Annotated in this window: 23 protein-coding genes, 1 pseudogene and 1 riboswitch; of the genes and pseudogenes, 11 read left to right on the forward strand and 13 right to left on the reverse strand. The window is 74.4% G+C overall.

From position 1 onward, the window contains the following. Positions 1 to 203: 203 nt before the first annotated feature. Positions 204 to 1,139: pseudogene (locus ACLIYP_RS07235) on the reverse strand (LysR family transcriptional regulator); the annotation flags it as partial. A 362-nt stretch (positions 1,140 to 1,501) separates the two neighbouring features. On the opposite strand from ACLIYP_RS07235, the gene snpA reads away from it, so the two are divergent. After that, on the forward strand, positions 1,502 to 2,158 hold the full coding sequence (gene snpA, locus ACLIYP_RS07240; RefSeq protein ID WP_412712306.1) for a snapalysin: 657 nt from the start codon (positions 1,502 to 1,504) through the stop codon (positions 2,156 to 2,158). Positions 2,159 to 2,401: 243 nt separating this feature from the next. Here the strand turns inward: snpA and ACLIYP_RS07245 are convergent, their stop codons facing one another. From ACLIYP_RS07245 to ACLIYP_RS07260, 4 genes are all read right to left on the reverse strand, one after another. Beyond that, positions 2,402 to 3,412, reverse strand: a complete 1,011-nt coding sequence (locus tag ACLIYP_RS07245; protein ID WP_412712307.1) for a zinc-binding dehydrogenase — start codon at positions 3,410 to 3,412, stop codon at positions 2,402 to 2,404. 87 nt (positions 3,413 to 3,499) lie between these two features. Further along, a complete protein-coding gene (locus ACLIYP_RS07250) occupies positions 3,500 to 4,549 on the reverse strand; it encodes a glutathione S-transferase family protein (protein WP_412712308.1) in 1,050 nt (349 codons plus the stop codon). A 227-nt stretch (positions 4,550 to 4,776) separates the two neighbouring features. Beyond that, complete coding sequence (locus tag ACLIYP_RS07255; RefSeq protein WP_412712309.1) at positions 4,777 to 5,460, reverse strand: FMN reductase; 684 nt, start codon at positions 5,458 to 5,460, stop codon at positions 4,777 to 4,779. Positions 5,461 to 5,554: 94 nt separating this feature from the next. Next, entirely contained in the window at positions 5,555 to 6,664 is a 1,110-nt protein-coding gene (locus ACLIYP_RS07260) for an LLM class flavin-dependent oxidoreductase (protein WP_412712347.1), read from the reverse strand. Positions 6,665 to 6,926: 262 nt separating this feature from the next. On the opposite strand from ACLIYP_RS07260, the gene ACLIYP_RS07265 reads away from it, so the two are divergent. Beyond that, positions 6,927 to 7,115 (forward strand): hypothetical protein, encoded by a 189-nt coding sequence (locus ACLIYP_RS07265; RefSeq protein ID WP_093656357.1) that lies wholly within the window; start codon positions 6,927 to 6,929, stop codon positions 7,113 to 7,115. Between the two features lie 58 nt (positions 7,116 to 7,173). Here ACLIYP_RS07265 and ACLIYP_RS07270 read toward each other — a convergent pair whose 3' ends face one another. Further along, positions 7,174 to 7,488, reverse strand: coding sequence for a DMT family transporter (locus ACLIYP_RS07270; protein WP_093656359.1), 315 nt, complete (start codon positions 7,486 to 7,488; stop codon positions 7,174 to 7,176). Between the two features lie 41 nt (positions 7,489 to 7,529). After that, a riboswitch (guanidine-III (ykkC-III) riboswitch) is annotated at positions 7,530 to 7,593 on the reverse strand. A gap of 86 nt (positions 7,594 to 7,679) precedes the next feature. Here ACLIYP_RS07270 and ACLIYP_RS07275 point away from each other — a divergent pair. The 3 genes from ACLIYP_RS07275 (at position 7,680) to ACLIYP_RS07285 (ending at position 10,487) form a co-directional block, all read left to right on the forward strand. Beyond that, the gene (locus tag ACLIYP_RS07275) at positions 7,680 to 8,993 is read left to right on the forward strand and encodes an endonuclease Q family protein (protein WP_412712310.1); all 1,314 of its coding nucleotides are present in this window, start codon (positions 7,680 to 7,682) and stop codon (positions 8,991 to 8,993) included. A gap of 92 nt (positions 8,994 to 9,085) precedes the next feature. Further along, a complete protein-coding gene (locus ACLIYP_RS07280) occupies positions 9,086 to 9,748 on the forward strand; it encodes a dienelactone hydrolase family protein (RefSeq protein ID WP_412712311.1) in 663 nt (220 codons plus the stop codon). Positions 9,749 to 9,833: 85 nt separating this feature from the next. Further along, positions 9,834 to 10,487 (forward strand): phosphoribosyltransferase, encoded by a 654-nt coding sequence (locus ACLIYP_RS07285; RefSeq protein ID WP_412712312.1) that lies wholly within the window; start codon positions 9,834 to 9,836, stop codon positions 10,485 to 10,487. 55 nt (positions 10,488 to 10,542) lie between these two features. Here ACLIYP_RS07285 and ACLIYP_RS07290 read toward each other — a convergent pair whose 3' ends face one another. From ACLIYP_RS07290 to ACLIYP_RS07305, 4 genes are all read right to left on the reverse strand, one after another. Next, positions 10,543 to 11,733 carry a globin domain-containing protein gene (locus ACLIYP_RS07290; protein ID WP_412712313.1) on the reverse strand — a complete coding sequence of 397 codons (1,191 nt, stop codon included), beginning with the start codon at positions 11,731 to 11,733 and terminating at the stop codon, positions 10,543 to 10,545. 109 nt (positions 11,734 to 11,842) lie between these two features. After that, on the reverse strand, positions 11,843 to 12,295 hold the full coding sequence (locus ACLIYP_RS07295; protein ID WP_412712314.1) for an RrF2 family transcriptional regulator: 453 nt from the start codon (positions 12,293 to 12,295) through the stop codon (positions 11,843 to 11,845). Between the two features lie 12 nt (positions 12,296 to 12,307). After that, positions 12,308 to 13,534: an anhydro-N-acetylmuramic acid kinase gene (locus ACLIYP_RS07300; RefSeq protein ID WP_412712315.1), complete on the reverse strand. Its 1,227-nt coding sequence runs from the start codon at positions 13,532 to 13,534 to the stop codon at positions 12,308 to 12,310. Positions 13,535 to 13,629: 95 nt separating this feature from the next. Then, positions 13,630 to 15,009 carry an MFS transporter gene (locus ACLIYP_RS07305; protein ID WP_412712316.1) on the reverse strand — a complete coding sequence of 460 codons (1,380 nt, stop codon included), beginning with the start codon at positions 15,007 to 15,009 and terminating at the stop codon, positions 13,630 to 13,632. A gap of 286 nt (positions 15,010 to 15,295) precedes the next feature. Between ACLIYP_RS07305 and ACLIYP_RS07310 the strand changes: the two genes are divergently transcribed. From ACLIYP_RS07310 to ACLIYP_RS07325, 4 genes are all read left to right on the forward strand, one after another. Then, a complete protein-coding gene (locus ACLIYP_RS07310) occupies positions 15,296 to 15,532 on the forward strand; it encodes a hypothetical protein (RefSeq protein WP_093656373.1) in 237 nt (78 codons plus the stop codon). A gap of 148 nt (positions 15,533 to 15,680) precedes the next feature. After that, entirely contained in the window at positions 15,681 to 17,027 is a 1,347-nt protein-coding gene (locus ACLIYP_RS07315) for a 6-phospho-beta-glucosidase (protein ID WP_410539528.1), read from the forward strand. A gap of 101 nt (positions 17,028 to 17,128) precedes the next feature. Continuing rightward, positions 17,129 to 17,539, forward strand: coding sequence for an SRPBCC family protein (locus ACLIYP_RS07320; RefSeq protein ID WP_412712317.1), 411 nt, complete (start codon positions 17,129 to 17,131; stop codon positions 17,537 to 17,539). 128 nt (positions 17,540 to 17,667) lie between these two features. Next, positions 17,668 to 18,069, forward strand: a complete 402-nt coding sequence (locus ACLIYP_RS07325; RefSeq protein ID WP_412712318.1) for an OsmC family protein — start codon at positions 17,668 to 17,670, stop codon at positions 18,067 to 18,069. Here ACLIYP_RS07325 and ACLIYP_RS07330 read toward each other — a convergent pair. From ACLIYP_RS07330 to ACLIYP_RS07340, 3 genes are all read right to left on the reverse strand, one after another. Beyond that, positions 18,038 to 19,612, reverse strand: a complete 1,575-nt coding sequence (locus ACLIYP_RS07330) for a type 1 periplasmic-binding domain-containing protein (RefSeq protein WP_412712319.1) — start codon at positions 19,610 to 19,612, stop codon at positions 18,038 to 18,040. The genes ACLIYP_RS07325 and ACLIYP_RS07330 overlap by 32 nt on opposite strands. Positions 19,613 to 19,617: 5 nt before the next feature. Continuing rightward, a complete protein-coding gene (locus tag ACLIYP_RS07335) occupies positions 19,618 to 21,591 on the reverse strand; it encodes a hypothetical protein (protein ID WP_412712320.1) in 1,974 nt (657 codons plus the stop codon). A 162-nt stretch (positions 21,592 to 21,753) separates the two neighbouring features. Continuing rightward, positions 21,754 to 22,611: a 3-hydroxyacyl-CoA dehydrogenase family protein gene (locus ACLIYP_RS07340; protein ID WP_412712321.1), complete on the reverse strand. Its 858-nt coding sequence runs from the start codon at positions 22,609 to 22,611 to the stop codon at positions 21,754 to 21,756. A gap of 293 nt (positions 22,612 to 22,904) precedes the next feature. Here ACLIYP_RS07340 and paaI point away from each other — a divergent pair, with 293 nt between their 5' ends. Both paaI and paaK read left to right on the forward strand, forming a co-directional pair. Further along, positions 22,905 to 23,366, forward strand: a complete 462-nt coding sequence (gene paaI, locus ACLIYP_RS07345; RefSeq protein WP_412712322.1) for a hydroxyphenylacetyl-CoA thioesterase PaaI — start codon at positions 22,905 to 22,907, stop codon at positions 23,364 to 23,366. After that, positions 23,363 to 24,721: a phenylacetate--CoA ligase PaaK gene (paaK, locus tag ACLIYP_RS07350; RefSeq protein ID WP_412712323.1), complete on the forward strand. Its 1,359-nt coding sequence runs from the start codon at positions 23,363 to 23,365 to the stop codon at positions 24,719 to 24,721. The genes paaI and paaK overlap by 4 nt, the downstream gene beginning before the upstream one ends. The last annotated feature ends 34 nt before the right edge of the window (positions 24,722 to 24,755 follow it).

Consider the following 24,755-nt stretch of genomic DNA (forward strand, 5'->3'; position numbering starts at 1 on the left):
TGGCCCGCGCCATGACCAGCAGCCGGCTCCTTCCGCGGTCCCAGGTGCCGCGGGCGGTGCTCGCCGAGCTGGCCCGGCACCGCGGCCAGGACGTGCTCCGGCAGTCCGTCCGGCAGGTCGCCCCCGGCGCCGGTGAGGCCGGACGGCTGGGCGCCGGGCCGCTCGGCGGCGGACGGACCGGGGCCGCCCTCCGGCGGGGGAAGCAGCGGACTGCCGTGGCGCAGCAGCCACCAGCGGTAGGCGGGACTGGCCCAGGCGACCTCCGCGTAGGCGGCCATGAGGTCGGCGCACAGGCCCCCGGCCTCCGCCGCCAGCGGGCTGTCGGAGCGGCAGGCCAGTAACAGCCGTACCGCCAGCGGGTCGTCGCGCAGCGGGCGGATGACCATTCCCTGTCGCTGCTGCGAGACGGGCTGGCACACGCTCACCGCCTCGCCCCCGGCGATCAGCGCCGCGGCGGTGGTGTTGTCGGGCACGTGGACCATGCGCGGGTTCAGTCCGGCGGTCGCGAAGGCGCGGCGCGTGGCGGCCCACTCGCCGTCCGCCGTGAAGTCGACGATCCACTGGTCGTCGGCGAGGTCGGCCATGTCGACCACCCGGCGGCCCGCCTGGGGGTGGGTCTCGGGCAGGGCGATGAACTGCGGTTCCCTGGCGACCAGGACGTGCTGCTCCACTCCCGGGGGAAAGCGCAGCGGGAAACCCTCCGGCTCGTGGACGAACGCCACGTCCACCTGCCCGTCGGCGACCGTCTGGAGCAGCGAGTTGGCGGAGACGTCGATGTGGATCCCGGTCTCGGCACCGGGGTAGCGGGCCCGGAGCCTGCGCACCCACCCGGCCACGGCACGGCTGGCCGTGCTGCCGATCCGCAGCCGCGCGCCTCCGGCCAGTGCCGCCGCGCTCCTCGCCTCGCTCACCAGGGCCGCCATGTCCGCGACGATCGGACGTGCGCGGCAGAGTACGGACCGTCCCAGTGCCGTGGGCCGGCTGCCCGTGCGCTCCCGGGTGAACAGCCGTCCTCCGATGGCGTTCTCGATACGGCGCAGCTGCGTGGTCAGGGAGGGCTGGCTCATGCCCAGGCTCAGCGCCGCCTTGCGGACGCTGCCGGCGTCGGCGATGGCGCACAGCACGCGCAGATGCCTCACGTCGAGCTCCACCCCTGGAGGATAACGACGCCCCAACAGACGGCACCAGCCGTCCAAACGCCGCCGAAACGGCATGCCCGGCGTTCCCGGCGCACGACTTCGGCCGTTCTCGGACGGGGTTCCTCCGACCGGGCTCCTCCGACCGGGCTCCTGCGGCCGGCCTCCGGGGGAGCGGGCGGCGGGGGATCGAGCGGTGCGATCACGGGCGATAACGCGGCGCTATCACCGGTTGGCATCATCCCGGCGGCGCGGAGGTCGAACACAATCCTGACTGACCGAAGTTCCTCCGCCGGACCCGGCCCCCCTCAGGTTCCGCATCAGGTTCCGCGCCCGGGTTCACCGACGAGAAGGAGACCCCCCACATGAAGTCCTCCAGAGCGGCCCTGGCCGCGGCGCTCGGCCTCGGCATGTCCCTGAGCCTGGCCGCGGTGCCGGCCTCCGCGGCGCCCGCCCCGGCCGACCGGCTCCCCGCCTCGATCGCCGCGTACTCCGGCTCCCCCGCCGACCAGGCCAACACCAGGGCCTTCTTCGAGGCCGTGATGGAGTCCGCGCTCTCCAGGCAGCAGGCCACCGGGGCGCAGGCCGTCACGGTCGTCTACGACGCCAGCCGGGCGCCCTCCTTCGCCACCGAGATATCCCGCAGCGCCCAGATCTGGAACTCCTCGGTCACCAACGTGCGCCTGGTGTCGGGCAGCAACGCCGACTTCCGCTACTACGAGGGCAACGACTCGCGCGGCTCCTACGCCAGCACCGACGGCCGCGGCAACGGCTACATCTTCCTGGACTACCGGCAGAACCAGGTCTACAACTCCACCCGCGTCACCTCGCACGAGACCGGCCATGTGCTGGGCCTGCGGGACAACTACTCCGGGCCGTGCAGCGAGTTGATGTCCGGCGGCGGCCCCGGCCCGTCCTGCACCAACGCCTACCCCAACGCCGCCGAGCGCAGCCGGGTCAACCAGATCTGGGCGTACGGCCTGAGCGCCTTCCAGAAGGAGTCCGCCGCCAAGGCCCGCTGACGGCAGGGCGGTCGTTCGGTGCGCCGGCTCACCCCACGACCGCCGATCGGCGCGGCCACCCGCCGGCCCGGCGTTTTCTCCCCCCACGGACGCCGGTCCGGCGGCCTTTCCCCGGCGCCGGGCAGGAGAGTCGATACCCTGCCCGGCGCCGGCGCCCACGGTTCACCCGGCCGGCACTGCCCGCGCAGCCGGCACTGCCCGCGCAGCCGCCCGCCCCCGCCCCCGCCCCCCACCGCCGGAGCCTCAGGGCCGCAGGATCAGCCGGACCGGGTTGCCCTCCTTGCGCAGCAGCCGGTCCACCGCCTCCTGCGCCTCCGTCAGCGGCAGCACCCCGCTGACCGACCGCGAGAAGTCCAGCCGGCCCCGCCGCACCAGTTCGACGAGCTGCACCACGTGCTCGTCGGAGGAGCCGTAGTGGCCCAGCACCTGCTGCTGGAAGTAGCTGAAGGCGGTGCCGTCGCTGATGGTCAGCGACTTGTCGGTGAGGCCGACCAGGACCAGCCTGCCGCCCGGCCCCAGGCAGCGCACCGCCTGCTCCCGCACCGCCGGCACCCCGGCGAAGTCGAACGCGGCGGCCAGCCCGGCCCCGCCGGTCTCCCCCCGCACCCGGGCGGGCAGCTCGGGGTCGTCCGACGAGAAGGCCGTGTCGGCGCCGAAGGCCAGGGCCCGCTCGCGCGCCTCCGGCAGGGGGTCGACCGCGATGATCGGCGCGGCGCCGACCAGGCGCAGCAGTTGCACGCCGTGCACGCCCAGGCCGCCCGCGCCCCAGACGCCGGCCGGGCGCGCGGGCTCGGCGCGGGCGGTGGCGGTGATGGCGGCCCACGGGGTGGACACGGCGTCCGGGATGATCGCGGCCTGCTCGAAGGGCAGTTCGTCGGGGATCTCCACCAGCGTCGGCTCCGCCGCCACCGCGTACTCGGCCCAGCCGCCGTCGTAGTCCACGCCGCGGGTCCACACCACCCCGTCCCGCTCCTCCCCGGCCTGGAGCAGGACGCGCTGCCCCGGCCGCCACCGGGTCACGCCCGCGCCCGGTTCGGCGACGACGCCCGCGACCTCGTGGCCGAGGGTGACGGTGTCCCCGGGCAGGTACAGCGGGGTGAGGGTGCCGTCGATCAGATGCACGTCCGACAGGCAGACCCCCGCGGCCTCGACCTTGACCAGCACCTCTCCCGGCCCCGGCCGCGGGGTGGGCACCTCCTCCACGAGGAAGGCGCGCGTCTTCACGTTCAGCCGTCCGGCGAGCACGGTGACCACCTGTCTCCCACGTCGGTGCCTGTGATCGTCCTCCGTGCGGCCGGGGTACCCGCGCAGGGCGGGGGGAACGCGGCCCGGCGCCCGGTTTCACGCACCGCCGGTACCGGCCGCCCCGCCGGTGTCGGCCCGGCCCGGGGCCGGGATCTCCTCCGCCGCGGGCGGCGGGCCGGGCGGGGTCCCGTCGCCGAAGGGCCGCCCGCCCAGCTCCTCGCGGTGGTGCGGGGTCAGCCACCCGGACAGGTCCGGGCCGAGCGGCACGATCTGGGTGGGGTTGATGTCGGTGTGCACCTGGTAGTAGTGGCGCTTGATGTGGTCGAAGTCGACCGTGTCGCCGAAGCCGGGGGTCTGGAAGAGGTCGCGGGCGTAGGCCCACAGCACCGGGTCCTCGGTCAGCTTGTTGCGGTTGCACTTGAAGTGGTTGTGGTAGACGGCGTCGAAGCGCACCAGGGTGGTGAACAGCCGCACGTCGGCCTCGGTGATGGTCTCCCCCACCAGGTAGCGGCGGCCGGCCAGGCGCTCGGAGAGCCGGTCCCAGCAGGCGAACAGGTTCCGGTAGGCGCGCTCGTAGGCCCGCTCGCTCTTGGCGAACCCGGCCAGGTACACGCCGTTGTTCAGGTTGCGGTAGACGTCCTCCATCACCTCGTCGATCTCGTCGCGCAGCGGCTCGGGGTACAGGTCGGGCGCGCCGTCGCGGTGCAGCGCGGTCCACTCGGTGGCCAGGTCGAGCGTGATGCGCGGGTAGTCGTTGGTGACGAGCACGCCGCTGGGGACGTCGACGACCGCCGGGACGCTGACGCCGCCGTCGTAGCCGGGCTCGCGGGCGGCGTACGCCTCGCCGAGGAAGGCGATGCCCAGCACCGGGTCCCTGCCGTCCGGGTCCAGGGTGAAGCGCCAGCTCCGCTCGTCCTGCAGGGGGTCGGTGACCGCCAGGGAGATCGCGTCCTCCAGGCCGAGCAGCCGCCGCACCACCAGGGCGCGGCTCGCCCAGGGGCAGGCCCGGCTGACCACCAGCCGGTACCGTCCGGCCTCGACGGGCCAGCCGTCGGCGCCGTCGGCCGTGATGCGGTCCGTGAAGTGGCTCGGGGACCTCTTGTACTCGGCTGTCGTGCTGCCGGGGTTGCCGACGCTGGTCGTCATGGGGCCGTACTTCCTCTCGGGCTCTCGAACTCTCGACCTTCCGGGCGTCCCGGCCCTCCGGCTCCCAGCGGCGGGACACGGGGACGGGACACGGGGACGGGACACGGGGACGGGACGCCTACCCGCTCCGCGTCCCGGCACCCGTACGCCCCGCGGTCCCTGTACGCCCGGCGGCCCCCGTCAGCTCCCGCCGGCCGCGGCGGGCGGGGGCGGGGCGGCCGGCGGTGTCAGTCGAGGCCGAGGGCGGCCAGATGCCGGGCGAAGGGGACGACGGCCTCGGTCTCTCCGGCCCTTCCGGCCCCGTCGGCCTCCTCCTCCCCGTCGGCCTCACCCGTCCCGCCGGGCCCGTCACCGGGCCTCGGCCGGCCTCCGACCAGCTCGGCCAGCTCCCGCGCCGCCCGGCCGATCCGGGCGGACAGCTCGCCCACCCTCTCGTCCACGCCGCCCCAGTCCTCGGAGGCGGCGTAGACGCCGGTGGGGACGGTGACCGCCCGCAGGTAGGCGAACATCGGGCGCATGGCGTGCTCGATGACCAGGGAGTGGCGCGGTGTGCCGCCGGTGGCGGCCATCAGGACCGGCTTGCCGTGCAGCGCGGTGTTGTCGACGACGTCGAAGAAGGACTTGAACAGACCGCTGTAGGAGGCGGTGAAGACCGGGGTGACCGCTATCAGGCCGTCGGCCCCGGTCACTGCCCCGACCGCCTCGGCCAGGGCGGGGCCGGGGAAGCCGGTGACCAGGTTGTGGGCGATGTCGGTGGCCAGGTCGCGCAGTTCCACCACCCGCACCTCGACCGGGCGTTCCCCGCCTTCCAGTTGCCGCCCGGTCGCCTCCGCCAGCCGGTCGGCGAGCAGGCGGGTGGACGAGGGGCGGCCGAGGCCGGCCGAGACGGCCGTGATCCGGATGGGTTCCATGGTGCTTCTCCTGCGCGGGTGGTGTCCGGTGTGCCCGGTGGGGTCCGGGGCCTGGGGCCCGGACCCCGGGGTCGGATGGGATGTGGCGTCGGGGTCAGGCCGTGGTGCCGGGGGCTACGGCGGCGGCTCCGGCCTCGCGGCGGGCGACGAGGGAGGCGTGCGTGGGGGCGTCCGGCACCTGCGCGGGGCGCCTGGCGGCGAACTCCTCGCGCAGCACGGGCACGACCTCCTCGCCGAGCATGTCGATCTGCTCCAGCACGGTCTTCAGCGGCAGTCCGGCGTGGTCCATCAGGAAGAGCTGGCGCTGGTAGTCGCCGGCGTAGTCGCGGAAGGCGAGGGTCTTCTCGACGACCTGCTGCGGGCTGCCCACCGTCAGCGGGGTCTGCTCGGTGAAGTCCTCCAGCGACGGCCCGTGTCCGTAGACGGGCGCGTTGTCGAAGTAGGGGCGGAACTCGCGGACGGCGTCCTGGGAGTTGCGCCGCATGAACACCTGGCCGCCGAGGCCGACGATCGCCTGCTCGGCGGTGCCGTGGCCGTAGTGGGCGTAGCGCTCCCGGTACAGGGAGACCATGCGCTGGGTGTGCTCCTTGTTCCAGAAGATGTTGTTGTGGAAGAAACCGTCGCCGTAGTAGGCGGCCTGCTCGGCGATCTCCGGGGAGCGGATGGAGCCGTGCCAGACGAACGGCGGGACGCCGTCGAGCGGGCGCGGGGTGGAGGTGAAGCCCTGCAGGGGGGTGCGGAAGCGGCCCTGCCAGTCGACCACGTCCTCGCGCCACAGCTTGTGCAGCAGCGCGTAGTTCTCGATGGCCAGCGGGATGCCCTGGCGGATGTCCTGCCCGAACCAGGGGTAGACCGGCCCGGTGTTGCCGCGGCCCAGCATCACGTCCACGCGCCCGTCGGCCAGGTGCTGGAGCATCGCGAAGTCCTCCGCGATCTTGACCGGGTCGTTGGTGGTGATCAGGGTCGTGGAGGTGGACAGGACCAGGCGCTCGGTGCGGGCGGCGATCCAGCCGAGCATGGTCGTCGGCGAGGACGGCACGAAGGGCGGGTTGTGGTGCTCGCCGGTCGCGAAGACGTCCAGGCCCACCTCCTCGGCCTTGAGCGCGATGGCGGTCATGGTCTTGATGCGCTCGTGCTCGGTGGGCGTCCGGCCCGTGGTCGGGTCCGGGGTGACGTCGCCCACGGTGAAGATTCCGAACTGCACTGCGCTCACATCCAATGGTTGATTGTTCAATCACTTTGTCGAACAGGCGGATGTCCCTCCCTATTCCTGCCGCTCCCCACCGAGGAGGCATGGACACCCGCGGCGGGGGAACCGCGTAGCGCGGAATCCCACAACGGGCTTCCCGCCCGCGGTGGCCGCCGGCCACGGACGGGCGGCGGTCCGCCGCCGTCCGCGCACGCGGCCCGTACGGCCCGCACGGACAGCCCGTACACAGCCCGTACGAGGCAGGGAGCGAGGCACCATGTTCAAACGCCGTCGCAAGGAAGAGCGGCAGGAGAAGGACCAGCGGCTCAGGCAGGTCGCCAAGGAGCACGTCCGCCACCTGTCCGGCGAGACCGCCAAGGGACGGGTCGATCCGGCCACGACCGAGCGCACCGGGCAGGAGAAGGGCACCTCCGGCACCTCCGACGAGGGCGACACCTCTCGCTGAGGACTGCTCCGGCCGGACGCGGCGGGGGCCGGCCCGCACGGACCGGGCCCCGCCGCGCTCACTCCAGGATCTTCAGGCCCACGACACCGGCGACGATCAGCACCAGGCAGAGCACGCGCCCGGTGGAGACGGGATCGCCCAGCGCGGCCATCCCGTACAGCGCCGTGCAGACGGCCCCGATGCCCACCCACACCGCGTACCCGGTGCCGATGGGGATGCCGCGCATCGCGTAGGCCAGGCCGCCCATGCTCAGGGCGAGGGCGACGACGAACAGCACACTGGGCCTGAGCCTGGTCAGGCCCTGCGACGCCGAGAGCGCCGCGGCCCACACCGCTTCCAGGAGCCCGGAGACGACCAGTACGACCCACGCCATGACGCGTCCCTCCGCAGGTGATGTTGCCTTGCTGCGTATGACCTGCGCCGTCTTGTCCTGCCGGGTACGACGCGCTCGTCCGGGGCGCGGGGGCGCCACGGCCAACGTAGCACCGCCCGCACCGTGCCCCGGAACCCGCCCCGGACCGCGCCCCCGTCATGCCGCCGCGCTTCCCGGGCACGCGTGGACACATGCGCTACTACGCCGACCTGCACGTGCACTCCCGGTACAGCAGGGCGTGCAGCCGCAACAGCGATCTGCCGCACCTGGCCTGGTGGGCCCGGCGCAAGGGGATCACCGTGCTGGGCACCGGCGACTTCCTCCACCCCGTGTGGGCGGGCGTGCTGCGCGAGTCGCTGGTGCCCGCGGAGCCGGGCCTGTTCCGGCTGCGGGACGACCTCGACCGCGAGGTGCTCCAGACCCTGCCGCCGGCCTGCCGCGGCCCGCTGCGCTTCCTGCTCCAGGTGGAGGTCGCCACCAACTACCGGCGCGGCGGGCGGGGCCGCAGGATCCACCACCTGTGCTACGCGCCCGGCTTCGACGCGGCCGGGCGGCTGGCCCGCGCCCTGTCCCCGTACGGCGACCTCGCCTCGGACGGGCGGCCCGCCCTGGCGATGGACTCCCGTGATCTGCTGGAGGCCGTCCTGTCCTGCGGCGAGGGCTCCTACCTGGTGCCGGCGCACGCCTGGACGCCCTGGTTCGGCGTCCTCGGCTCGAAGTCCGGCTTCGACGGCGTGGACGAGTGCTACGGCGACCTGGCCGGGCACGTCTTCGCGCTGGAGACGGGCCTGTCCTCGGATCCGGAGATGAACTGGCGGGTCTCCTGTCTGGACCGCCTCCGGCTGGTCAGCCACTCGGACGCGCACTCCCCGCCCGTCCTGGGCCGCAACGCCACCGTGTTCGACACCGAGGTGGACTACTTCGCGATCCGCCGCGCGCTGGAGACCGGCGAGGGGTACGCCGGCACCGTGGATCTGTACCCGGAGGCGGGCAAGTACCACCTGGACGGGCACCGCGCCTGCGGAGTGCGGCTGGATCCGGCCGGGACCAGGGAGCGCGGCGGCAGGTGCCCGGTGTGCGGCAGGAAGCTGACCGTCGGGGTGCTCCACCGGGTCGAGGAGCTGGCCGACCGTCCTCCCGGGCGGAGGCCGTCCACCGGCGGCGAGGCCCTGAAGATCGTCCCGCTGCCGGAGATCGCGGGCGAGATCCTGGGCGTCGGGCCGAAGACCAAGGCCGTCGAACGCGCCCTGGAGGGCCTGACCGCCGCCCTGGGCCCGGAGCTGCCGCTGCTGCTCCAGGTGCCGGTGCGCCGGGTGCGCGAGGCGGGCGAGCCGGAGGCGGCCGAGGCGATCGGGCGGCTGCGCACCCACCGGGTGCGGCGCGAGCCCGGCTACGACGGCGAGTACGGCTCGATCTCGCTGTTCGGGCCCGAGGACGCCGGGGGGCGACCGGAGCCGGGAGGACCGGGCGAGGAGCCCGCACCGGCGGACGGGGCGGGCCGGTAGCACGCGACGGCCGCCCCGTCCGCCGACGCATACCGCCACGGCCGGCGGGTACCCCTGCGGCGCACCGATCCCCACAGCACGGGAGGTGGCCGATGCTCCCCCAGACACTGAGGATCCCGACCGACGGAGGAGCCGCCCTGACCGGGGACCTCACCATGCCCGGCGGGGCCCGCGGCGTCGTGGCCTTCGCCCACGGCAGCGGCAGTTCCCGGCACAGTCCGCGCAACCGGGCGGTGGCCGGGGTCCTGCAGGACGCCGGACTCGGCACGCTGCTGTTCGACCTGCTCACCGAGGACGAGGAGCGGACGGACACGGTCACCGCCGAGTACCGCTTCGACATCCCCCTCCTGGCGCGGCGTCTGGTGGCTGCGGTCGACTGGCTCGGCGGCCGTCCGGACACCGCCGGGGTGCCGATCGGGCTGTTCGGGGCCAGTACGGGCGCCGCCGCGGCCCTGGTGGCCGCGGCCGAGCAGCCCGACCGGGTGCGGGCCGTGGTCTCCCGGGGCGGCAGGCCCGATCTCGCGGGCGGTGCCCTGGACCGGGTCGCCGCGCCCGTCCTGCTGATCGTCGGCGGCGAGGACCGGGAGGTGCTGCGGCTGAACGAGCAGGCGGCCTCACGGCTGTCGGCCCCGTGCACGGTGCACGTGGTGCCCGGCGCCACCCATCTGTTCGAGGAGCCCGGCACCCTCGACCAGGCCGCCGCCGCGGCCCGCGACTGGTTCGTCCGCATGACCCGGGAGACGGTGCCCCGGTGACCCGTACCGCCGCCGTACCGGCGTCCGGCCACCGGGCGGCGGGCGGCGGGCGGCGGGACCGCAGGGAAGCGAAGGGAGACAGATCATGCGCTTCCACGACCGCACGCAGGCGGGCCGGATGCTCGCCGAGCCGCTGCGGGACCTCCAGCGCGCCGGAGAGATCAGGGACCCGCTGGTCCTGGCGCTCCCCCGGGGCGGCGTCCCCGTGGGCGAGGAGGTCGCCCGCGCGCTGCACGCGCCGCTGGACGTGCTGGTCGCCCGCAAGATCGGCGCGCCGTTCAACCCGGAGTTCGGCATCGGGGCCGTCGCGGGCGAGGGCCCGCCGCTGTTCGACGAGCAGTCCCTGCGGATGCTCGGCCTGACAGCCGGGGACCTGGCCGGGCAGGTCGAGCGGGAGCGTGCGGAGCTGCGCCGCCGCGAGCACCTGTACCGCGGCGGCCGTCCCGCCCTGGAACTGCGGGGCCGCACGGTGATCGTCGTCGACGACGGGCTCGCCACCGGCGTCACCGCGCGCGCCGCGCTGCACGCCGCCCGCGTCCTGGAGCCGGAGGTCCTGGTCCTGGCCGTTCCGGTCTCCTCCGTGCAGGCGGCCGCGGCGATGGAGCAGGTGGCCGACCGCCTGGTGTGCCTGGAGACCCCGCCGTCCTTCCAGGGGGTCGGGCAGTGGTACGAGGACTTCCACCAGGTGGGCGACGAGGAGGTGGTCGCCGCCCTGAGGGCCTCGGCCGCCGCGCGGTGAGGGGCGCGGCGGCCCGCGCCGGAGGAAGCCCGGCCGGTGTGCTCAGCCGATGTGCTCAGTCGGCGTCGAGGCCCAGGTCGGGGCCGAAGGACTCGTAGTGGATGCGGGAGGCGGGCACACCGCGCTCCAGCAGCTGGGTGCGCACCGAGCGCATGAACGGCACCGGCCCGCACAGGTAGGCGCGGACGTCCTCGGGGATCTCGACGCCCGACAGGTCCACCAGTCCGGTGCGCTCGGCCGGCCACTCGCCCTCGGGACGCTCGTACCAGACGTGGAGGGCGGCGTCGGGCAGCTTGGCGGTGAGCAGTTCCATCTGCTCGCGGAAGGCGTGGGAGGACTCGGTCCGGTCTCCGTGCACCACGGTCGTGCGACGCGGTGAGCCGGTGGCGGCCAGGTGGGCGAGCATGCTGACCATCGGGGTGCAGCCGATGCCCGCCGAGGCGAGCAGGACCGGGCCGTCGCCGTCGTCCAGCGCCACGTCGCCGAAGGGCGCGCCGACGGTGAGCACGTCGCCTTCGCGGACGTTCTCGTGCAGCCAGTTGGAGACCTCGCCGGCCGGGTCGCCGCCGACGCGCTTGACCGATATCCAGCGGTCGTCGCCGTCGGGGGCGCAGGAGAGGCTGTACTGGCGGATCTGCCGCGCCCCGTCGGGCAGGGCGACCTGGACGGAGACGTACTGCCCAGGCCGGAAGGGCGGCACGGGTCCGTCGTCGGCCGGGCGGAGCATGAAGGTGGCCACCTCGGCGGTCTCCTCCAGGCGGCCGACCACCTTCCAGGACCGCCACACGTCGCCGTCGCCGAGGCCGCTCGCGGCGTACAGCCGCGCCTCCATCGCGATCAGGGCCCCGGCCATCAGCCAGTACACCTCGTCCCAGGCCGCCGCCACCTCGGGGGTGACCGCCTCGCCCAGGACCTCGGCGATGGCGTCGAACAGGTGGCGGTGGACGATCGTGTACTGGTCGGCGGTGATGCCCAGGGCGGCGTGCTTGTGGGCGATGCGGGCCAGCAGCGCGTCGGGGCGCCGGTCGGGGTGCTCCAGCAGCATGGTGGCGAAGACGGCGATGGAGCCGGCCAGTGCGCGGCTCTGGGTGCCGTTGGCCTGGTTGCCCCGGTTGAACAGGTCGCGCGGCAGCTCGGGGTGGGCGGCGAACATCCTGCGGTAGAAGACCGGGGTGATGTCGCCGATGGCGGCACCGATGGCCGGCAGGGTGGCGCGTACGACGGCGGTGGACTTCTCGGACAGCATCACTGTCTCCTTAATTCGCATTCAAAATGCGAGTTTCAGGGCGCGCGGAACCACTCCACGGCACCTCGTTCGGTTCGCGGCCGGATCGGATACGGGTCGGGCCGGGCGGCTACGCGGGGGGCGGCGGGCCGGTGAGCAGGCGGAGCATCACGGGCCCCGACGGTCCGCCCACCAGGTCCCGCACCGTCAGCGGGTCGAGCGTCGCGTAGAAGGCCTCCTGGGCCTCGTACAGCGCGGACCGCAGGCGGCACGCGCCGCGCAGCGGGCACGGCGCGGACGGGTCCTCGCAGCCCACCACGTCACCGGTGCCCTCCAACTGCCGGACGAGCCGGCCCACGGAGGCCTCCCGGCCGCGGGAGGTCAGCTCCAGCCCGCCTCCCCTGCCCCGCCGCGCCTCCAGCACGCCCATGTGCTGGAGGCGGCTCACCACCTTGGACACGTGCGTGTACGGCGCGGCCACCGATTCGGCGACCTCCCGGGAGGTGGGGACCTCGCCCTCGTCCATCACCGCCAGGCGCATCACCACGCGCAGCGCCAGATCGGTGAACTTCGTCAGCCGCATGCCATGAAGGTATCAATACGCATCCGTGATGCGAATTTGGGGGTCGTGTGAAGGCCCGGTCCGGGGGCCGCCCCGGGACACCCGGAGCCGTACGGGCGCCGGACCGCCCCAGGGCCGCGGCAGCGGTCCGCCCCGGCCCGGCGTGATCGATCCCAGCACCCGGGCGTGGCGCGCGCCCGTACAGGCCGGGACCGTGCCGGGCAGGCCGAGGGCCGTGAGGAAGCCCAGCAGCGCGAAGGCGTACGCCTCCTTGGCGCCGGAGGGCAGGCCGAGTTCGCCGGAGACGCGCACCGGGATCCCGTCCAGGGCCAGGGCGAGCCGGTCCAGCAGCACGGGGTTGCGGGTGCCGCCGCCCGAGGCGATCACCTCGGTGCCGCCGGCCGCCCGTACGGCACCGGCGACGGTGCGGGCCGTCAGCTCGGTGAGGGTGGCCAGCACGTCCTCGGCCGGCAGGTGCCCGAAGCCGGCCAGGGCGGTGCGCAGATAGGCGGCGTTGAACAGTTCCCGGCCGGTGGTCTTCGGCGCGGGCCGGGCGTAGTACGGCTCGGCCAGCAGCCTGTCCAGCAGCGGCCGGCAGACGGTGCCCGCGGCGGCCAGCGCTCCGTCCGCGTCGTGGTCGGCGCGGCCCGCGGTCAGTTCCCGCACGGCGGTGTCGAGCAGCACGTTGGCGGGCCCGGTGTCGTACGCCAGCGGGCCGCTCTCCCCGTGCGCCACCGTGATGTTGGCGATGCCGCCCAGGTTGAGGGCGACGGGCGCACCCGGCCGGCCGCGCAGCCACAGCACGTCCAGGGCGCTCACCAGCGGCGCCCCCTGCCCGCCCGCGGCCACGTCGCGCGGGCGCAGGTCGGAGACGACCGTGCGGCCGGTGCGCTCGGCGATCCAGGCGGGCTGGCCGAGCTGGAGGGTGCCGCGCACCTGGCCGTCCTCCGTCCAGTGGTAGCAGGTCTGCCCGTGCGAGACGACCAACTCGGCTTCCCCTGAGCACAGTTCGCGGTCGGCGCGGTCGGCCGCCGCCGCGAGGGCCTGTCCGAGGAGGGTGTCGAGCCGGCAGACCGCCGCCATGGTGGTGGACGACGGCGGGAGCGCCGCGAGCAGTTCGCGGCGCAGCCCGCCGGGAAAGGCGCACTCGAGGTCGCCCAGCGGGGTCAGGACGACGGTGTCGCCCTCGATCCCCAGATCGGCGGCCGCCGCGTCGATCGCGTCGCAGGACGTGCCCGACATCAGCCCGATCACCCTCATGCCCGTGCCCTCCTCGCCCTCGGCTGCTTCCGCTTCTCCGGTACCGCCCGTTCCGCCCGCGCCCGTCCGCCCGCGCCCGTTCCGCCCGTACCCGGTCAGTCCCGCAGCGCGCGCCGGTGGTCGTCGCCGCGCAGTGTGAGCAGCGCCGGCAGGCCCACCGCGCAGACGACCACCACGTACAGCGCGGGGACGTCGGCGTCGCCGGTGCGCTTGATCAGCTCGGTGATGATGAGCCCGGCCGAACCGGAGAACACCGCGTTGGACAGCGAGTACGCCAGCCCCAGGCCGGTGTAGCGGACGCTGGTGGGGAACATCTCGGCGAGCATCGCCGGGCCGGGCCCGGCCAGCAGCCCCACCGCCGCGCCGGCCGTGAACACCGCCGCCGCCCTCGCCGCCGCGGAGGCGTCCGGGTCCTGGAGGAGGTTGAGCAGGGGGAAGGCGAGGACGATCAGCGCGACCGTCCCGGCCGCCATCACCGCCCGCCGTCCGATCCGGTCGCTGAGCGCCCCGGCGGGCAGGATGGCCAGCGCGAAGCCCGCGTTGGCCACGACCGTGGCCAGCAGCGCCTGCTGGAAGGAGGCCCCCAGGGTGCTCTGGAGGTAGGAGGGCATCACGACGAGGAAGGTGTACCCGGCCGCGGACCAGCCCATCAGACGGCCGATCCCCAGTCCGACGGCCCGCCAGGTCGCGGCGGCGGACGGCCCGCGCGCCGCGGCGGGCGCGAAGTCCGCTCCCCCGCCGCGCCCCTGCCCGGCGGAAGCACCGGAGGAGCGCCGGAAGGAGGGCGTCTCCTCCAGCCTCAGCCGCAGCCACAGTGCGGCCAGCCCCATCGGCACCGCCAGCAGGAACGGCAGCCGCCAGCCCCACCGCTGGAGGTCCGCCTCGCCGAGCACCGTGGCCAGCAGGGCGGCCAGGCCGGCGCCGGCGAGCAGGCCGAGCGCCACCGTGAACGACTGCCAGGCCCCGTACAGGCCGCGCCGGCCGGGCGGTGCGAACTCCGTCATCACCGACACCGCGCCGCCGAACTCCCCGCCCGCCGAGAGCCCCTGGAGGACGCGGGCGAGGGTGAGCAGCCACGGCGCGGCGGCGCCCACGGTGGCGTACGTCGGCAGCAGGCCGATGGCCGCCGTGGCGGCGGTCATCAGCAGGACCACCAGGATCAGGGTGGGGCGGCGGCCGATCCGGTCGCCGATCCGGCCGAACAGGGCCGCGCCCACCGGGCGGAAGAAGAAGGCCAGCGCGAAGGAGGCGTAGGTCTTCACCAGGGCCTCGACGTCGCTCCCGCCCTCGGGGGTGAAGAACTGCGCGGCGATGATCGTCGCGAAGTAGCCGTAGACCCCGAACTCGTACCACTCGATGAAGTTGCCGACCGATCCCGCCACCAGGGCGCGCCGCGAGGCGGGTGGCGCGTCCCCGCCGCCCCCGCCCCCTCCGCTTCCGGCCCCTGCGTCCCCGGCCTCCGCGGTAGTCGTCATCGTCCCGCCCTCCCGGTCCGTCGGTGCGCGCCCTGCCGGGCCCCGCCATGGGTGTCACGGCCAGTCATGCCCCGCCGGCGGGGAGAAGATGTCCGGAAACCGGACCTTGTTGTCGCGGGCACGTCATGCCACCCGCGCCGTGACGTCCCGGCGCGTCGGCCGGGCGGGTGGTTGCGGTGCGCCGGTCGGAGCCCGGCCGCCGCGTCACGAGGGAGGCGGCCGGGCGCCCGCCGCCATCCTTGCGGCTGACCCACCCAGCGGACGACCGGCGGAAGGGGCACATGTCATGAGCGTGTGCGAGGTGTGCGGCAACGACTACGAGATGGCGTTCGAGGTGCACGCGGCGGGCGCCGTCCACGTCTTCGACAGCCTGGAGTGCGCGGCGCACCGGATGGCGCCCATCTGCGAGAACTGCCAGTGCCGCATCCTGGGCCACGGCTCGCAGTCGGCGGACGGGCGGTTCTTCTGCTCGGCCCACTGCGCGCGGACACAGGGGCACGTGGCGCTGGTCGACCACGGCTGAGCGGCCGGACGACGGCCCCGTACCCCGGCGCGGGGCCGGTGTGAGACGGTGGCGGCGTGAGACATGACGTCGTGACGACCGTGCCCCGAACAGTGCCGCGAACAGTGCCGCGAACCGCTTCGGGAGCGGCCGCCGGAGGTGGCCGGGCATGAGGCTCACCGTGCTGGGCGGCGGCGGGTTCCGGGTGCCGCTGGTGCACCGGGCGCTGCTGGAGGACTCCGGGGACCGGGCCGGCCGCGTCACCGAACTCGTCCTGTACGACACCGACCGCACCCGGCTGGACGCGATCGGCGCGGTCCTCGCCCACCAGCGCGGGCGGCACACCGGCCCGGCCCCCGCGTTGCGCGCCACCACCGACCTGGACGACGCGCTGCGCGGCGCCGACTTCGTCTTCTCCGCCATACGGGTCGGGGGCCTGGCCGGCCGGGTGCGCGACGAGCGGATCCCGCTCGCCGAGGGGGTGCTGGGCCAGGAGACGGTGGGTGCGGGAGGCGTGCTGTACGGCCTGCGGACCCTGCCGGTGGCCGTGCGCGTCGCCGAGCGGATCGCCGAGGTCGCCCCCGGCGCGTGGACCATCAACTTCACCAACCCGGCGGGGATGGTGACCGAGGCGATGGCCGCCGTCCTGCGCGAGCGCGGCCTGGGCGAACGCGTCATCGGCATCTGCGACTCGCCCGTCGGGCTGTGCCGCCGCGCCGCGCGCGCCCTGGGCGCCGACCCGGACCGCGCCGGCTACGACTACGTGGGCCTGAACCACCTGGGCTGGCTGCGCCGCCTCACGGTGGACGGCCGCGACCGGCTGCCCGAGCTGCTGGCCGACCCGGCCGCGCTCGCCTCCTTCGAGGAGGGCAGGCTGTTCGGCGCCGACTGGCTGCGGACGCTGGGCGCGCTGCCCAACGAGTACCTGCACTACTACTACTTCAACCGCGAGGCGGTCGCCGCCGTCCGCGGGGCCGGGGAAACGCGCGGCGAGTTCCTCCACGGCCAGCAGTCCCGCTTCTACGAGCGGGCGCGGCCGGACGACCCCGCGCAGGCGTACGGCGAGTGGGAGCGCACCCGCCGCGAGCGCGAGGAGACCTATCTGGCCGAGAGCCGCGAGGCCTCCGGCGGCTGGGAGCGCGACAGCTGCGATCTGGAGGGCGGGGGCTACGACCGGGTGGCGCTGGCCCTGATGCGGGCGATCGCCCGGGACGAGCGCACCACGCTGATCCTGAACGTCCCCGGCCGCGGCGCCGTCCCCGGGCTGGACGGCGACGCGGTGGTCGAGGTGCCGTGCCTGGTCGACGCATCCGGTGCGCACCCGCTGGCGGCCGGCGCCGTGGCGGCCGACCAGCTCGGGCTGATGCTCACGCTCAAGGCCGTGGAGCGGGCCGCGATCGAGGCGGCGCTCACCGGTTCGCGCGAGGCGGCGCTGCGGGCGCTGGCGCTGCACCCGCTGGTGGACTCGGTGGGGGTGGCCGGGCGGATCCTGGACGCGGCGGGCGGGTTCGGCTGACCGTTCCGGAGGTGGGCCGGCCGGGGGACGCGGGGATGCCCGGCCCGGATGCGGGTACGCAGTGCCGGGTCCGATGCCGTACGACCCGAAAGTGGGACCCGGTGAGCGAGTACGAGCGTTCCCGCACCATGCCCGCCCTGCCCGAGCTGGTCTTCGACCAGGTCAGCGATCTGGAGCGGCTGGACCGCTGGCTTCCGTCGGACCTCCACGCCCATGTGGAGGACCCCCCGGCCGTGACCGTGCACGAGGACCGCACCGGGCACGACGTCCGGGCCCTGTTCCGCACCCGGCCCGACCAGTTCCGGGCGGAGTGGGGCACGCGCGACGAGGGCGCGTACGCCGGCTGGCTCCAGGTGGCGGGCATCGGCAGCGGCGCCAGCGAGGTGACGGTGCACCTGTCCTTCTTCGACGAGAGCCACGCGCCCTCGCGCGAGGAGATCGACGCCTCCCTCGAGCGGAGCCTGGACAGGCTGGCGGAGGAGGTGCGGATGCGCGCCGAGGACGCGGGCTGAGACGGAGTCCCTGTGCGAGGGCCTGTGCGAGGCCATGTGCGAGGGCCCCGGGAAGCCGGGCGGGGCGCCCTCGGTGCGTCACGCGTTCGGGGGCGCCTCCCGCCGGAGGGCACGGGTAGATCTCCCCCATGGCCCCAACCCAACAGGATCTGTACACCGCCCAGGCCCGCTCCCTGCACGGCACCGGCCGGGTGGACGTCTCCGGGAGGGCCGGCCTCCCGGTCGGCGCCCCCAGCGAGCTGGGCGGCAGCGGGCACGGGTACGACCCCGAGCAGCTGTACGCGGCCGCGCTGGCCACCTGTCTGCACCAGGCGCTGGTCATCGCGGCCACCGAGACCGGTGTGGACCCCTCCGGCAGCGAGGTGACCGCCCGCGTCCGGCTCAGCAACGGCGGCGCCCAGCACTACCGCTTCGACGCCACCGCCGACGTCTCGCTGCCCTCCGCCGAGGGGGAGCGGCGCAGCCGCGTCATCGAGCAGGCCCTGCGCATCTGCCCGATCAGCGACCAGCTGGACCCTCCTCCGGCATGACCTCGACGACGATCGTCTCGATGTAGTCCAGGGAGCCGTCGGCGCCCAGTTTCAGGACGGGAATCGCCTTGCTCTCCCGGTTCCCGTCGCTGTCGAACGACAGCGGGCCGGTCGCTCCCCGCACCTTCTTGGTCCCGTGCATCCTGCGGAACATGCGGCCGACGTCCCTGCCGGTCATTCCGCCGCCCCCGAAACTGGCCAGCCGTACCCCCTCGACGGCGACCAGTACCGCGTCGTGCGCCATCATCGCCTGACCGTCCTCGTGCGACTCGGGCGGGAACCATCCCCTCAGCCCGGACAGGAAGGCCTTCCGCAGTTCTCCGGGCACGGTGTCGGGCCGGTGTTCCCACATCAGGGGATGCGCCAGGGCGGTGTAGTACACGTCGATCCCGCGGTCGGCGGCCTCCTTGGCCTGCTTCCTCGTCAGGTTGGACGTGTCGTCCCCGGTCACCAGCGTGAAGTCCCACTCGTCCAGGCACGTCCGCCGGGACGCCGCCCTGAGGAAGTGGCCCAGGTGCTGTCCGCGGCCGGCGAAGTAGACCACGTCGGATCGGTGGAGGCACAGCTGGTCCATCATCAGGTGCAGTTCGTTCCGCCAGCTTCCGGGAACCGACGAGTCGAACTCCTGGGGCCGGGCGACCAGCCCGTACCCCTCGTCGTCCTCGGGGAACTCCCTGGAGAAGGCCTTGCCCAGGGTCCTGGCGTACAGGTTCCCCTTCGCCGTGTCCTGGACCACCAGGGCGTCGAGGGACTCCTCCTCCCCGCCCTTTTGCGCCTTCCCGCGCTCCGAGCACCAGGTGCCCTCCGAGGGCTCTCCCCTTCCCCCTCCGTACCCGCCGGACTCCGCGCACTTGAGGTATCGCGCAGCCGCCACCGCCTCGTCGTCGTTGGTCGGGGTGACTCTCACGAACCCCTCCATCCCGCCGATGCTGGTGGCGGTCATCGTGCTGGCGACCGTGGCCAGTCCCCGTTTGGACAGCCTCTTCACGGCGGCCAGGTTGCGGTCCGTGCTCGGCCCCAGCCCCGCCACCGCCACCAGCCGCCCGGGCTCCGTCCCGCCGTCCCCCGCGAGCCGCACCAGTTCGTCCACCGTGTGCTCCCAGTGCCGGGAGTTGCTGCCCGTGTTCGCGATCAGCAGCCTGACCTTCGGCGACCCGTTCCTGTTGTACTGGCGCTGTGCCACGTGAGCGCCCTGGAGCTCGTGCCGTACGGACTCCTCGGGGTTGCTGTCGGTCTCCTCCAGCGTGAAGGAGGTCATGTAGGCGACGCTGACATAGGGGTCGCCGCTGCCGACGACGAGGTCGTTCTGCTCCTTGATCTTGTCCGTCACGTTCTTCAGGTGACCGGCGAAGACGTGCGAGCCGTCGGTGACGCCGACGCACTCCCCCGCCGGGCCCATCCTCACCACGCCGTCCGCGCACCGGGAGCGGCGCTCCTCCCACCAGCCGTAGCCCAGCGGCAGCGCCACTGCGAGGACGGCCAGCACCACCGCGGCGACGGCGGCACGCTTGACGGTGCGCAGGGACACCCTGGAGCCGGCCATGCCCCTCACCACCCGTCCGTGGTGGTCAGCGGGTGGCGCCAGTGCCGGTAACGCTCGGCCTCGTCGTACAGAGCCACGATGTCACTCCCCCTGAGTTCGGACAGCCGGTCGTACTTGCCTGCTATCACGTGGTTCAGCCGCATCCCCGGGTCGCCGAGGGGATCGCTCCACAGCCAGCGCGCGCAGACCAGCCCCCGGATCACCAGGGTGTCGGTGATCGAATGTGCGGGTGCCTCGGGTGCGAGCTCCCCCAGCAGCGCCAGGGGCGGCCGGTCGGCGGGCAGCCGGTTGGGCGCCGAGGTGACGGCGTTGAACGTCTCCAGCCAGTCGGCCGCGCTCCGCTCGTGGAACCGGACGGCCAGACGGCCCACCACCTCGTCGATCCGGTGCGCGGCCAGCCGGTGGTACAGCGCCTCCTTCTCCCGGCCCTCCTGCTCGAAGTGATCACCCAGCAGGTCGTGGGCGGCGTTCCAGGCGTCCGGATCGGCGGCCAGCCGCCACAGCAGCAGCCTGCGCAACCAGGGGTGCATGCACGATCCCGGCCGTTCCGGGTCGAGCAGCCAGCGCGAGCGCACCTCGTTGAAGACGGGCTCGTGGGCTCCCCCGGGCGCCGCCGCGCCCAGCACTCTGCTGCCCACCGCCAGGTCGCGGGCGGCCGAGTACTTGACGAGCGCGGCGCGCTGCCCCGGCGAGAAGTCCTCGAGCAGGTGTCCCAGCGCGGCGTCGGCCAGGGTGCGTTCCGGGACGCCGCGTAACCGCCTGTCGGGCAGGGAGCGCAGCCACAGGTCGAACTCCCCGTCGCCGCGGCGGGGCACGTCGGCCCGGTCCAGTATCTCCGTCACCTGCTGCACCGCCGCGGGCAGGCCGTTGGTGAGCCGGTGCACGAACGGCGCGAGATCCGAGCGGCGGGGCGAGACCAGCTCGATGGTGGTGCGCACCTCGTCGAGGGTGAGGTCGCGCAGCCTCAGCGGGTACCACCATGCGTCGTCGCTGTCGTGGGTGGGCCGGTGCCGGCGCCAGTCGGCGAGCGACGCCCGGTCCGGGGCGCGCAGCCGCCAGGACCACTGGTCGCCGTTGGAGGGGCCCCAGTTGTCCGGCCAGCGGTTGGAGCTGCCCACCACCGTCATCGGGTCGCAGGGGATGCCGGAGAGCGCGGCGTCACGGCGGGCGCCGATCAGCAGGTCCAGGAAGACGCCCCCCTGCCCGGTGTGGCAGTTGTCGAGCAGGACCAGGCAGGAGGGGGCCGCGAACCAGCGCTGGGCGCCGTGGCGCAGGTCGTCCAGGAAGGCGGCGAACAACACCCTGTCCAGGGTCCTCTTCTCCTGCGCCGTGCCGTTGTGGCGCCACATGTTGAGTTCCAGCAGCGCGTCCCACGGATCCCGGGAGGGCACCAGCGGGTGGTCGCCGAACCACTGGGGGGCGCCGGAGAACAGCCGCCCCGGCAGCCCGCGTCCGCCACGCCGGGCCGCGTCGCCCAGGATCGCGGCGATCACCGCCGGGGTGCCGCCGGGTGCCCCCAGCGCACCGCCCGCGACCTCCAGGAAGGCGGCGAGGTAGTTGCCGTGCCGGGCCTCGGCTTCCTGCCGGAACCGGTCCAGTTGCTGACGGACCGCCCGCCGTCCATCCGAGCGGCTGGAGATCCGCAGTTCGTTGTCCGAGGCGAGCAGCCCCATGGTGAGCCGGGGGAAGCGCATGAGGCGGTACTGCGGCAGCCTGCGCTCCAGCTGCCGGGCGATGAGGGCGAGGGCGTAGCGGGGCAGCAGTGCCTGGCCGGAGGCGAAGTTGAGGTACGCGAAGGGGTGCTCGACCCCGAACCGGCCCATGATGACGCCGTGCGTCTCGCTGGCGCCGCTGCCCCTCGGCCCGACCAGCATCGTCACCGGCCGTTCGGTGCCCGGCGCCTGTGCCAGGCACTCGTCGGCCAGGGCGAGGACGCCCCCGCGTCCCCGCATCCACAGCGCAGCCGCCGTCTCCCCCACCCGGTCCCGCCTTCCCCCGTGACAACGCAACCGCCGGCATCAGGAGGATGCCACTTTCCGTGCGCGAGCGACAGCGGTAGGCGACGGTTTTCCCGGGCGCCGCGCGGGACCCGGGCCCGGCGGGCACCGGGCCCGGCGGGATCCGGGCCCGGCGGGCGGGCGTCAGTCCTCCCAGGTGTAGAAGCCCCGGCCGGTCTTGCGGCCCAGCTCGCCGCGGGCGACCTTCTCCCGCAGCAGCTCCGGGGGCGCGAAGCGCTCGCCCAGGGTGTCGTGGAGGTACTCGGCGATGGCCAGGCGCACGTCGAGGCCGACGAGGTCGGTCAGGCGCAGCGGCCCCATCGGGTGCTTGTAGCCCAGGCTCATGGCGGCGTCGATGGCCTCGGGCTCGGCGACGCCCTCCTCCACCATCCTGATCGCCTCCAGGCCGAGGGCCACGCCCAGCCGGCTGCTGGCGAAGCCGGGCGAGTCCCTGACGACGACGTCCTTCTTGCCCAGGGCGCGGACCCACTCCAGGGCCGTCCGCACGGTGTCGTCCGCGGTCCGCGCGGCCACGACCAGCTCCACCAGGGCGGAGGCGGGCACGGGGTTGAAGAAGTGCATGCCCAGGAACCGCTCGGGGCGGGCCAGCGCGGTGCCGAGCTCGGTGACGGACAGGGAGCTGGTGTTGGTGGCCAGCACCGTCGCCTCGCCCACGGCCTTCTCCGCGGCGGCGAGCAGCCGGGCCTTGAGGGCCGGGTCCTCCGGGACGGCCTCGACGACCAGGTCGGCGTCTGCGGGCAGGTCGTCCACGGTGGTGACGGTGGCGACCCGCGCCAGGACCCGCTCGGCCGGCTCCTCCAGCCTGCCGCGCTCGGCGGCCCGGCGCAGGCCGGTGGCGACGCGCTCCAGGGCCGCCGCGGCGGCCTCCTTCCCGCTCTCCACGACGACCACCGCCGAACCGGCCGTCGCGAAGGACTGCGCGATGCCCGCGCCCATCCGCCCGCCGCCCACCACGCCGACGGTTCCCGGTGCCGCTGCCATGAGCTCTCCTCGTGTCTGTCGCGTCTGCCGCTGCGTCTGCCGCCGTGCCCGCCGCGTCCTGTGCCCCGCGCCCGCGCGTGCGTGCACACGCGCCGTACCCGCGCCGGGACGCGCGCAGGGAACAGGGCGACCGTACCGGCGGGCGTCCCGTCCCTTGACAGGCGGTCCGGATGTCGGTTTACCTGGCGTCGCCGCAAAGCTAACCGAATGGTCGGTCGGGCTCAAGGGCCGCGGGCCGGCCACGGCGCCCCGCGGTGTCCTCAGGCGGCCCACGACCGAAGTGGTGGAGGCGGATGACACAGCTCACGGAGACCGGACAGGGCCCCGCCCAGCGGATGTTCGCCGCCGACCGGGCCTCCCGGGGCCTGGGCATGGAGCTGCTCCGGGCCGGGGACGGCTCGGCGGCGGTGCGGATGACGGTGACCGCGGACATGGTCAACGGCCACGGCGTCGCCCACGGCGGCTTTCTGTTCACGCTCGCCGACACCGCGTTCGCCTGCGCCTGCAACAGCCACGGTCCGGTGACGGTGGCGGCCGGCGCGGACGTCGTCTTCACCGCTCCCGCCCACGAGGGCGACGTGCTGCTGGCCGTCGCCGAGGAGCGCACCCGCTTCGGCCGCAGCGGCGTCTACGACGTGACCGTCCTGCGGGACGCGGACGGCCGGGTGATCGCCGAGTTCCGCGGACGCAGCCGCACCGTCGGCGAACGCGGCACGGGCGGACGCGGCACCCCGGCGGGGAAGGAGGCGTCATGAGCGGCGGACCGGCCGATACCGTGCCCCCGGCCGCTACTGCGGCCCCTCGGCCGGGCCGGGCGCCCGCACCCGCCGCGCCGGACGCGGCCGAGCTGATGGACCGCGACGAGCTGCGCGCCCTCCAGCTCGACCGGCTCCGCTCCACCCTGCGGCACGCGTACGACAACGTGGAGCACTACCGGCGCGCCTTCGAGGACGCGGGCGTCACCCCGGAGGACTGCCGCTCCCTGGCGGATCTCGCGCGCTTCCCCTTCACCACCAAGGCCGATCTGCGCGACACCTACCCCTACGGCATGTTCGCCGTCCCGATGTCGCGGGTGCGCCGGCTGCACGCCTCCAGCGGCACCACCGGACGCCCCACCGTGGTCGGCTACACCGAGGACGACCTGGAGGTGTGGGCGGACGTCGTCGCCCGCTCCATCCGGGCCGCCGGCGGCCGCCCCGGGCACAAGGTGCACATCGCCTACGGCTACGGCCTGTTCACCGGCGGGCTCGGCGCGCACTACGGGGCCGAGCGGGCGGGCTGCACCGTCATCCCGGCCTCCGGCGGGATGACGGCCCGCCAGGTGCGGCTGATCCTGGACCTCCGGCCCGAGATCATCATGGTCACGCCCTCCTACATGCTCGCCCTCCTCGACGAGTTCGAGCGCCAGGGCGTCGACCCGCGCGACTCCTCCCTGGAGGTCGGGATCTTCGGCGCCGAGCCGTGGACGGAGGGGATGCGCCGTGAGATCGAGGAGCGCGCCGGGCTGCACGCGGTGGACATCTACGGGCTGTCGGAGGTGATGGGCCCCGGCGTCGCGCAGGAGTGCGTGGAGACCAAGGACGGGCTGCACATCTGGGAGGACCACTTCTACCCGGAGGTCGTGGACCCGGTCACCGGCGAGGTGCTGCCCGACGGCGAGGAGGGCGAGCTGGTGTTCACCTCGCTGACCAAGCAGGCCCTGCCGGTCGTCCGCTACCGCACCCGTGATCTGACGCGGCTGCTGCCGGGCACCGCGCGCCCCGCCTTCCGCCGCATGCAGAAGGTCACCGGGCGCTGCGACGACATGATCATCCTGCGCGGCGTCAACGTCTTCCCCACCCAGATCGAGGAGATCCTGCTGCGGGTCCCCGGTGTGGCCCCGCACTTCCAGATACGGCTCACCCGCCGGGGCCGGATGGACCACATGACCGTGCGCGTCGAGGCCCGCCCGGGCACCGGGCCCGGGCGGCGCGCGGCCGCCGCGGCGGCCATCGCCCGGGACGTCAAGGAGGGTGTCGGCATCACCGTCGACGTCGACGTCGTCGATCCGGAGACCCTGGAGCGCTCGGTGGGCAAGATCCGCCGCGTCGTGGACGCCCGCGAGGGCTGATCCGGCGGTGGCCCGGCCGCGGTCCGGGTGCGGC

This window comes from Streptomyces nanhaiensis (assembly GCF_046614825.1).
Taxonomy (GTDB): Bacteria; Actinomycetota; Actinomycetes; order Streptomycetales; family Streptomycetaceae; genus Streptomyces; species Streptomyces radiopugnans.

Excerpts from the sequence above, each read along its gene's own strand:
- snpA (WP_412712306.1), top strand. The coding sequence starts at position 1,502 with ATGAAGTCCTCCAGAGCGGCCCTGGCCGCGGCGCTCGGCCTCGGCATG.
- ACLIYP_RS07250 (WP_412712308.1), bottom strand. The coding sequence starts at position 4,549 with ATGACGACCAGCGTCGGCAACCCCGGCAGCACGACAGCCGAGTACAAG.
- ACLIYP_RS07255 (WP_412712309.1), bottom strand. The coding sequence starts at position 5,460 with ATGGAACCCATCCGGATCACGGCCGTCTCGGCCGGCCTCGGCCGCCCC.
- ACLIYP_RS07265 (WP_093656357.1), top strand. The coding sequence starts at position 6,927 with ATGTTCAAACGCCGTCGCAAGGAAGAGCGGCAGGAGAAGGACCAGCGG.
- ACLIYP_RS07270 (WP_093656359.1), bottom strand. The coding sequence starts at position 7,488 with ATGGCGTGGGTCGTACTGGTCGTCTCCGGGCTCCTGGAAGCGGTGTGG.
- ACLIYP_RS07275 (WP_412712310.1), top strand. The coding sequence starts at position 7,680 with ATGCGCTACTACGCCGACCTGCACGTGCACTCCCGGTACAGCAGGGCG.
- ACLIYP_RS07280 (WP_412712311.1), top strand. The coding sequence starts at position 9,086 with ATGCTCCCCCAGACACTGAGGATCCCGACCGACGGAGGAGCCGCCCTG.
- ACLIYP_RS07285 (WP_412712312.1), top strand. The coding sequence starts at position 9,834 with ATGCGCTTCCACGACCGCACGCAGGCGGGCCGGATGCTCGCCGAGCCG.
- ACLIYP_RS07290 (WP_412712313.1), bottom strand. The coding sequence starts at position 11,733 with ATGCTGTCCGAGAAGTCCACCGCCGTCGTACGCGCCACCCTGCCGGCC.
- ACLIYP_RS07295 (WP_412712314.1), bottom strand. The coding sequence starts at position 12,295 with ATGCGGCTGACGAAGTTCACCGATCTGGCGCTGCGCGTGGTGATGCGC.
- ACLIYP_RS07300 (WP_412712315.1), bottom strand. The coding sequence starts at position 13,534 with ATGAGGGTGATCGGGCTGATGTCGGGCACGTCCTGCGACGCGATCGAC.
- ACLIYP_RS07305 (WP_412712316.1), bottom strand. The coding sequence starts at position 15,009 with ATGACGACTACCGCGGAGGCCGGGGACGCAGGGGCCGGAAGCGGAGGG.
- ACLIYP_RS07310 (WP_093656373.1), top strand. The coding sequence starts at position 15,296 with ATGAGCGTGTGCGAGGTGTGCGGCAACGACTACGAGATGGCGTTCGAG.
- ACLIYP_RS07315 (WP_410539528.1), top strand. The coding sequence starts at position 15,681 with ATGAGGCTCACCGTGCTGGGCGGCGGCGGGTTCCGGGTGCCGCTGGTG.
- ACLIYP_RS07325 (WP_412712318.1), top strand. The coding sequence starts at position 17,668 with ATGGCCCCAACCCAACAGGATCTGTACACCGCCCAGGCCCGCTCCCTG.
- ACLIYP_RS07330 (WP_412712319.1), bottom strand. The coding sequence starts at position 19,612 with ATGGCCGGCTCCAGGGTGTCCCTGCGCACCGTCAAGCGTGCCGCCGTC.
- ACLIYP_RS07340 (WP_412712321.1), bottom strand. The coding sequence starts at position 22,611 with ATGGCAGCGGCACCGGGAACCGTCGGCGTGGTGGGCGGCGGGCGGATG.
- paaI (WP_412712322.1), top strand. The coding sequence starts at position 22,905 with ATGACACAGCTCACGGAGACCGGACAGGGCCCCGCCCAGCGGATGTTC.
- paaK (WP_412712323.1), top strand. The coding sequence starts at position 23,363 with ATGAGCGGCGGACCGGCCGATACCGTGCCCCCGGCCGCTACTGCGGCC.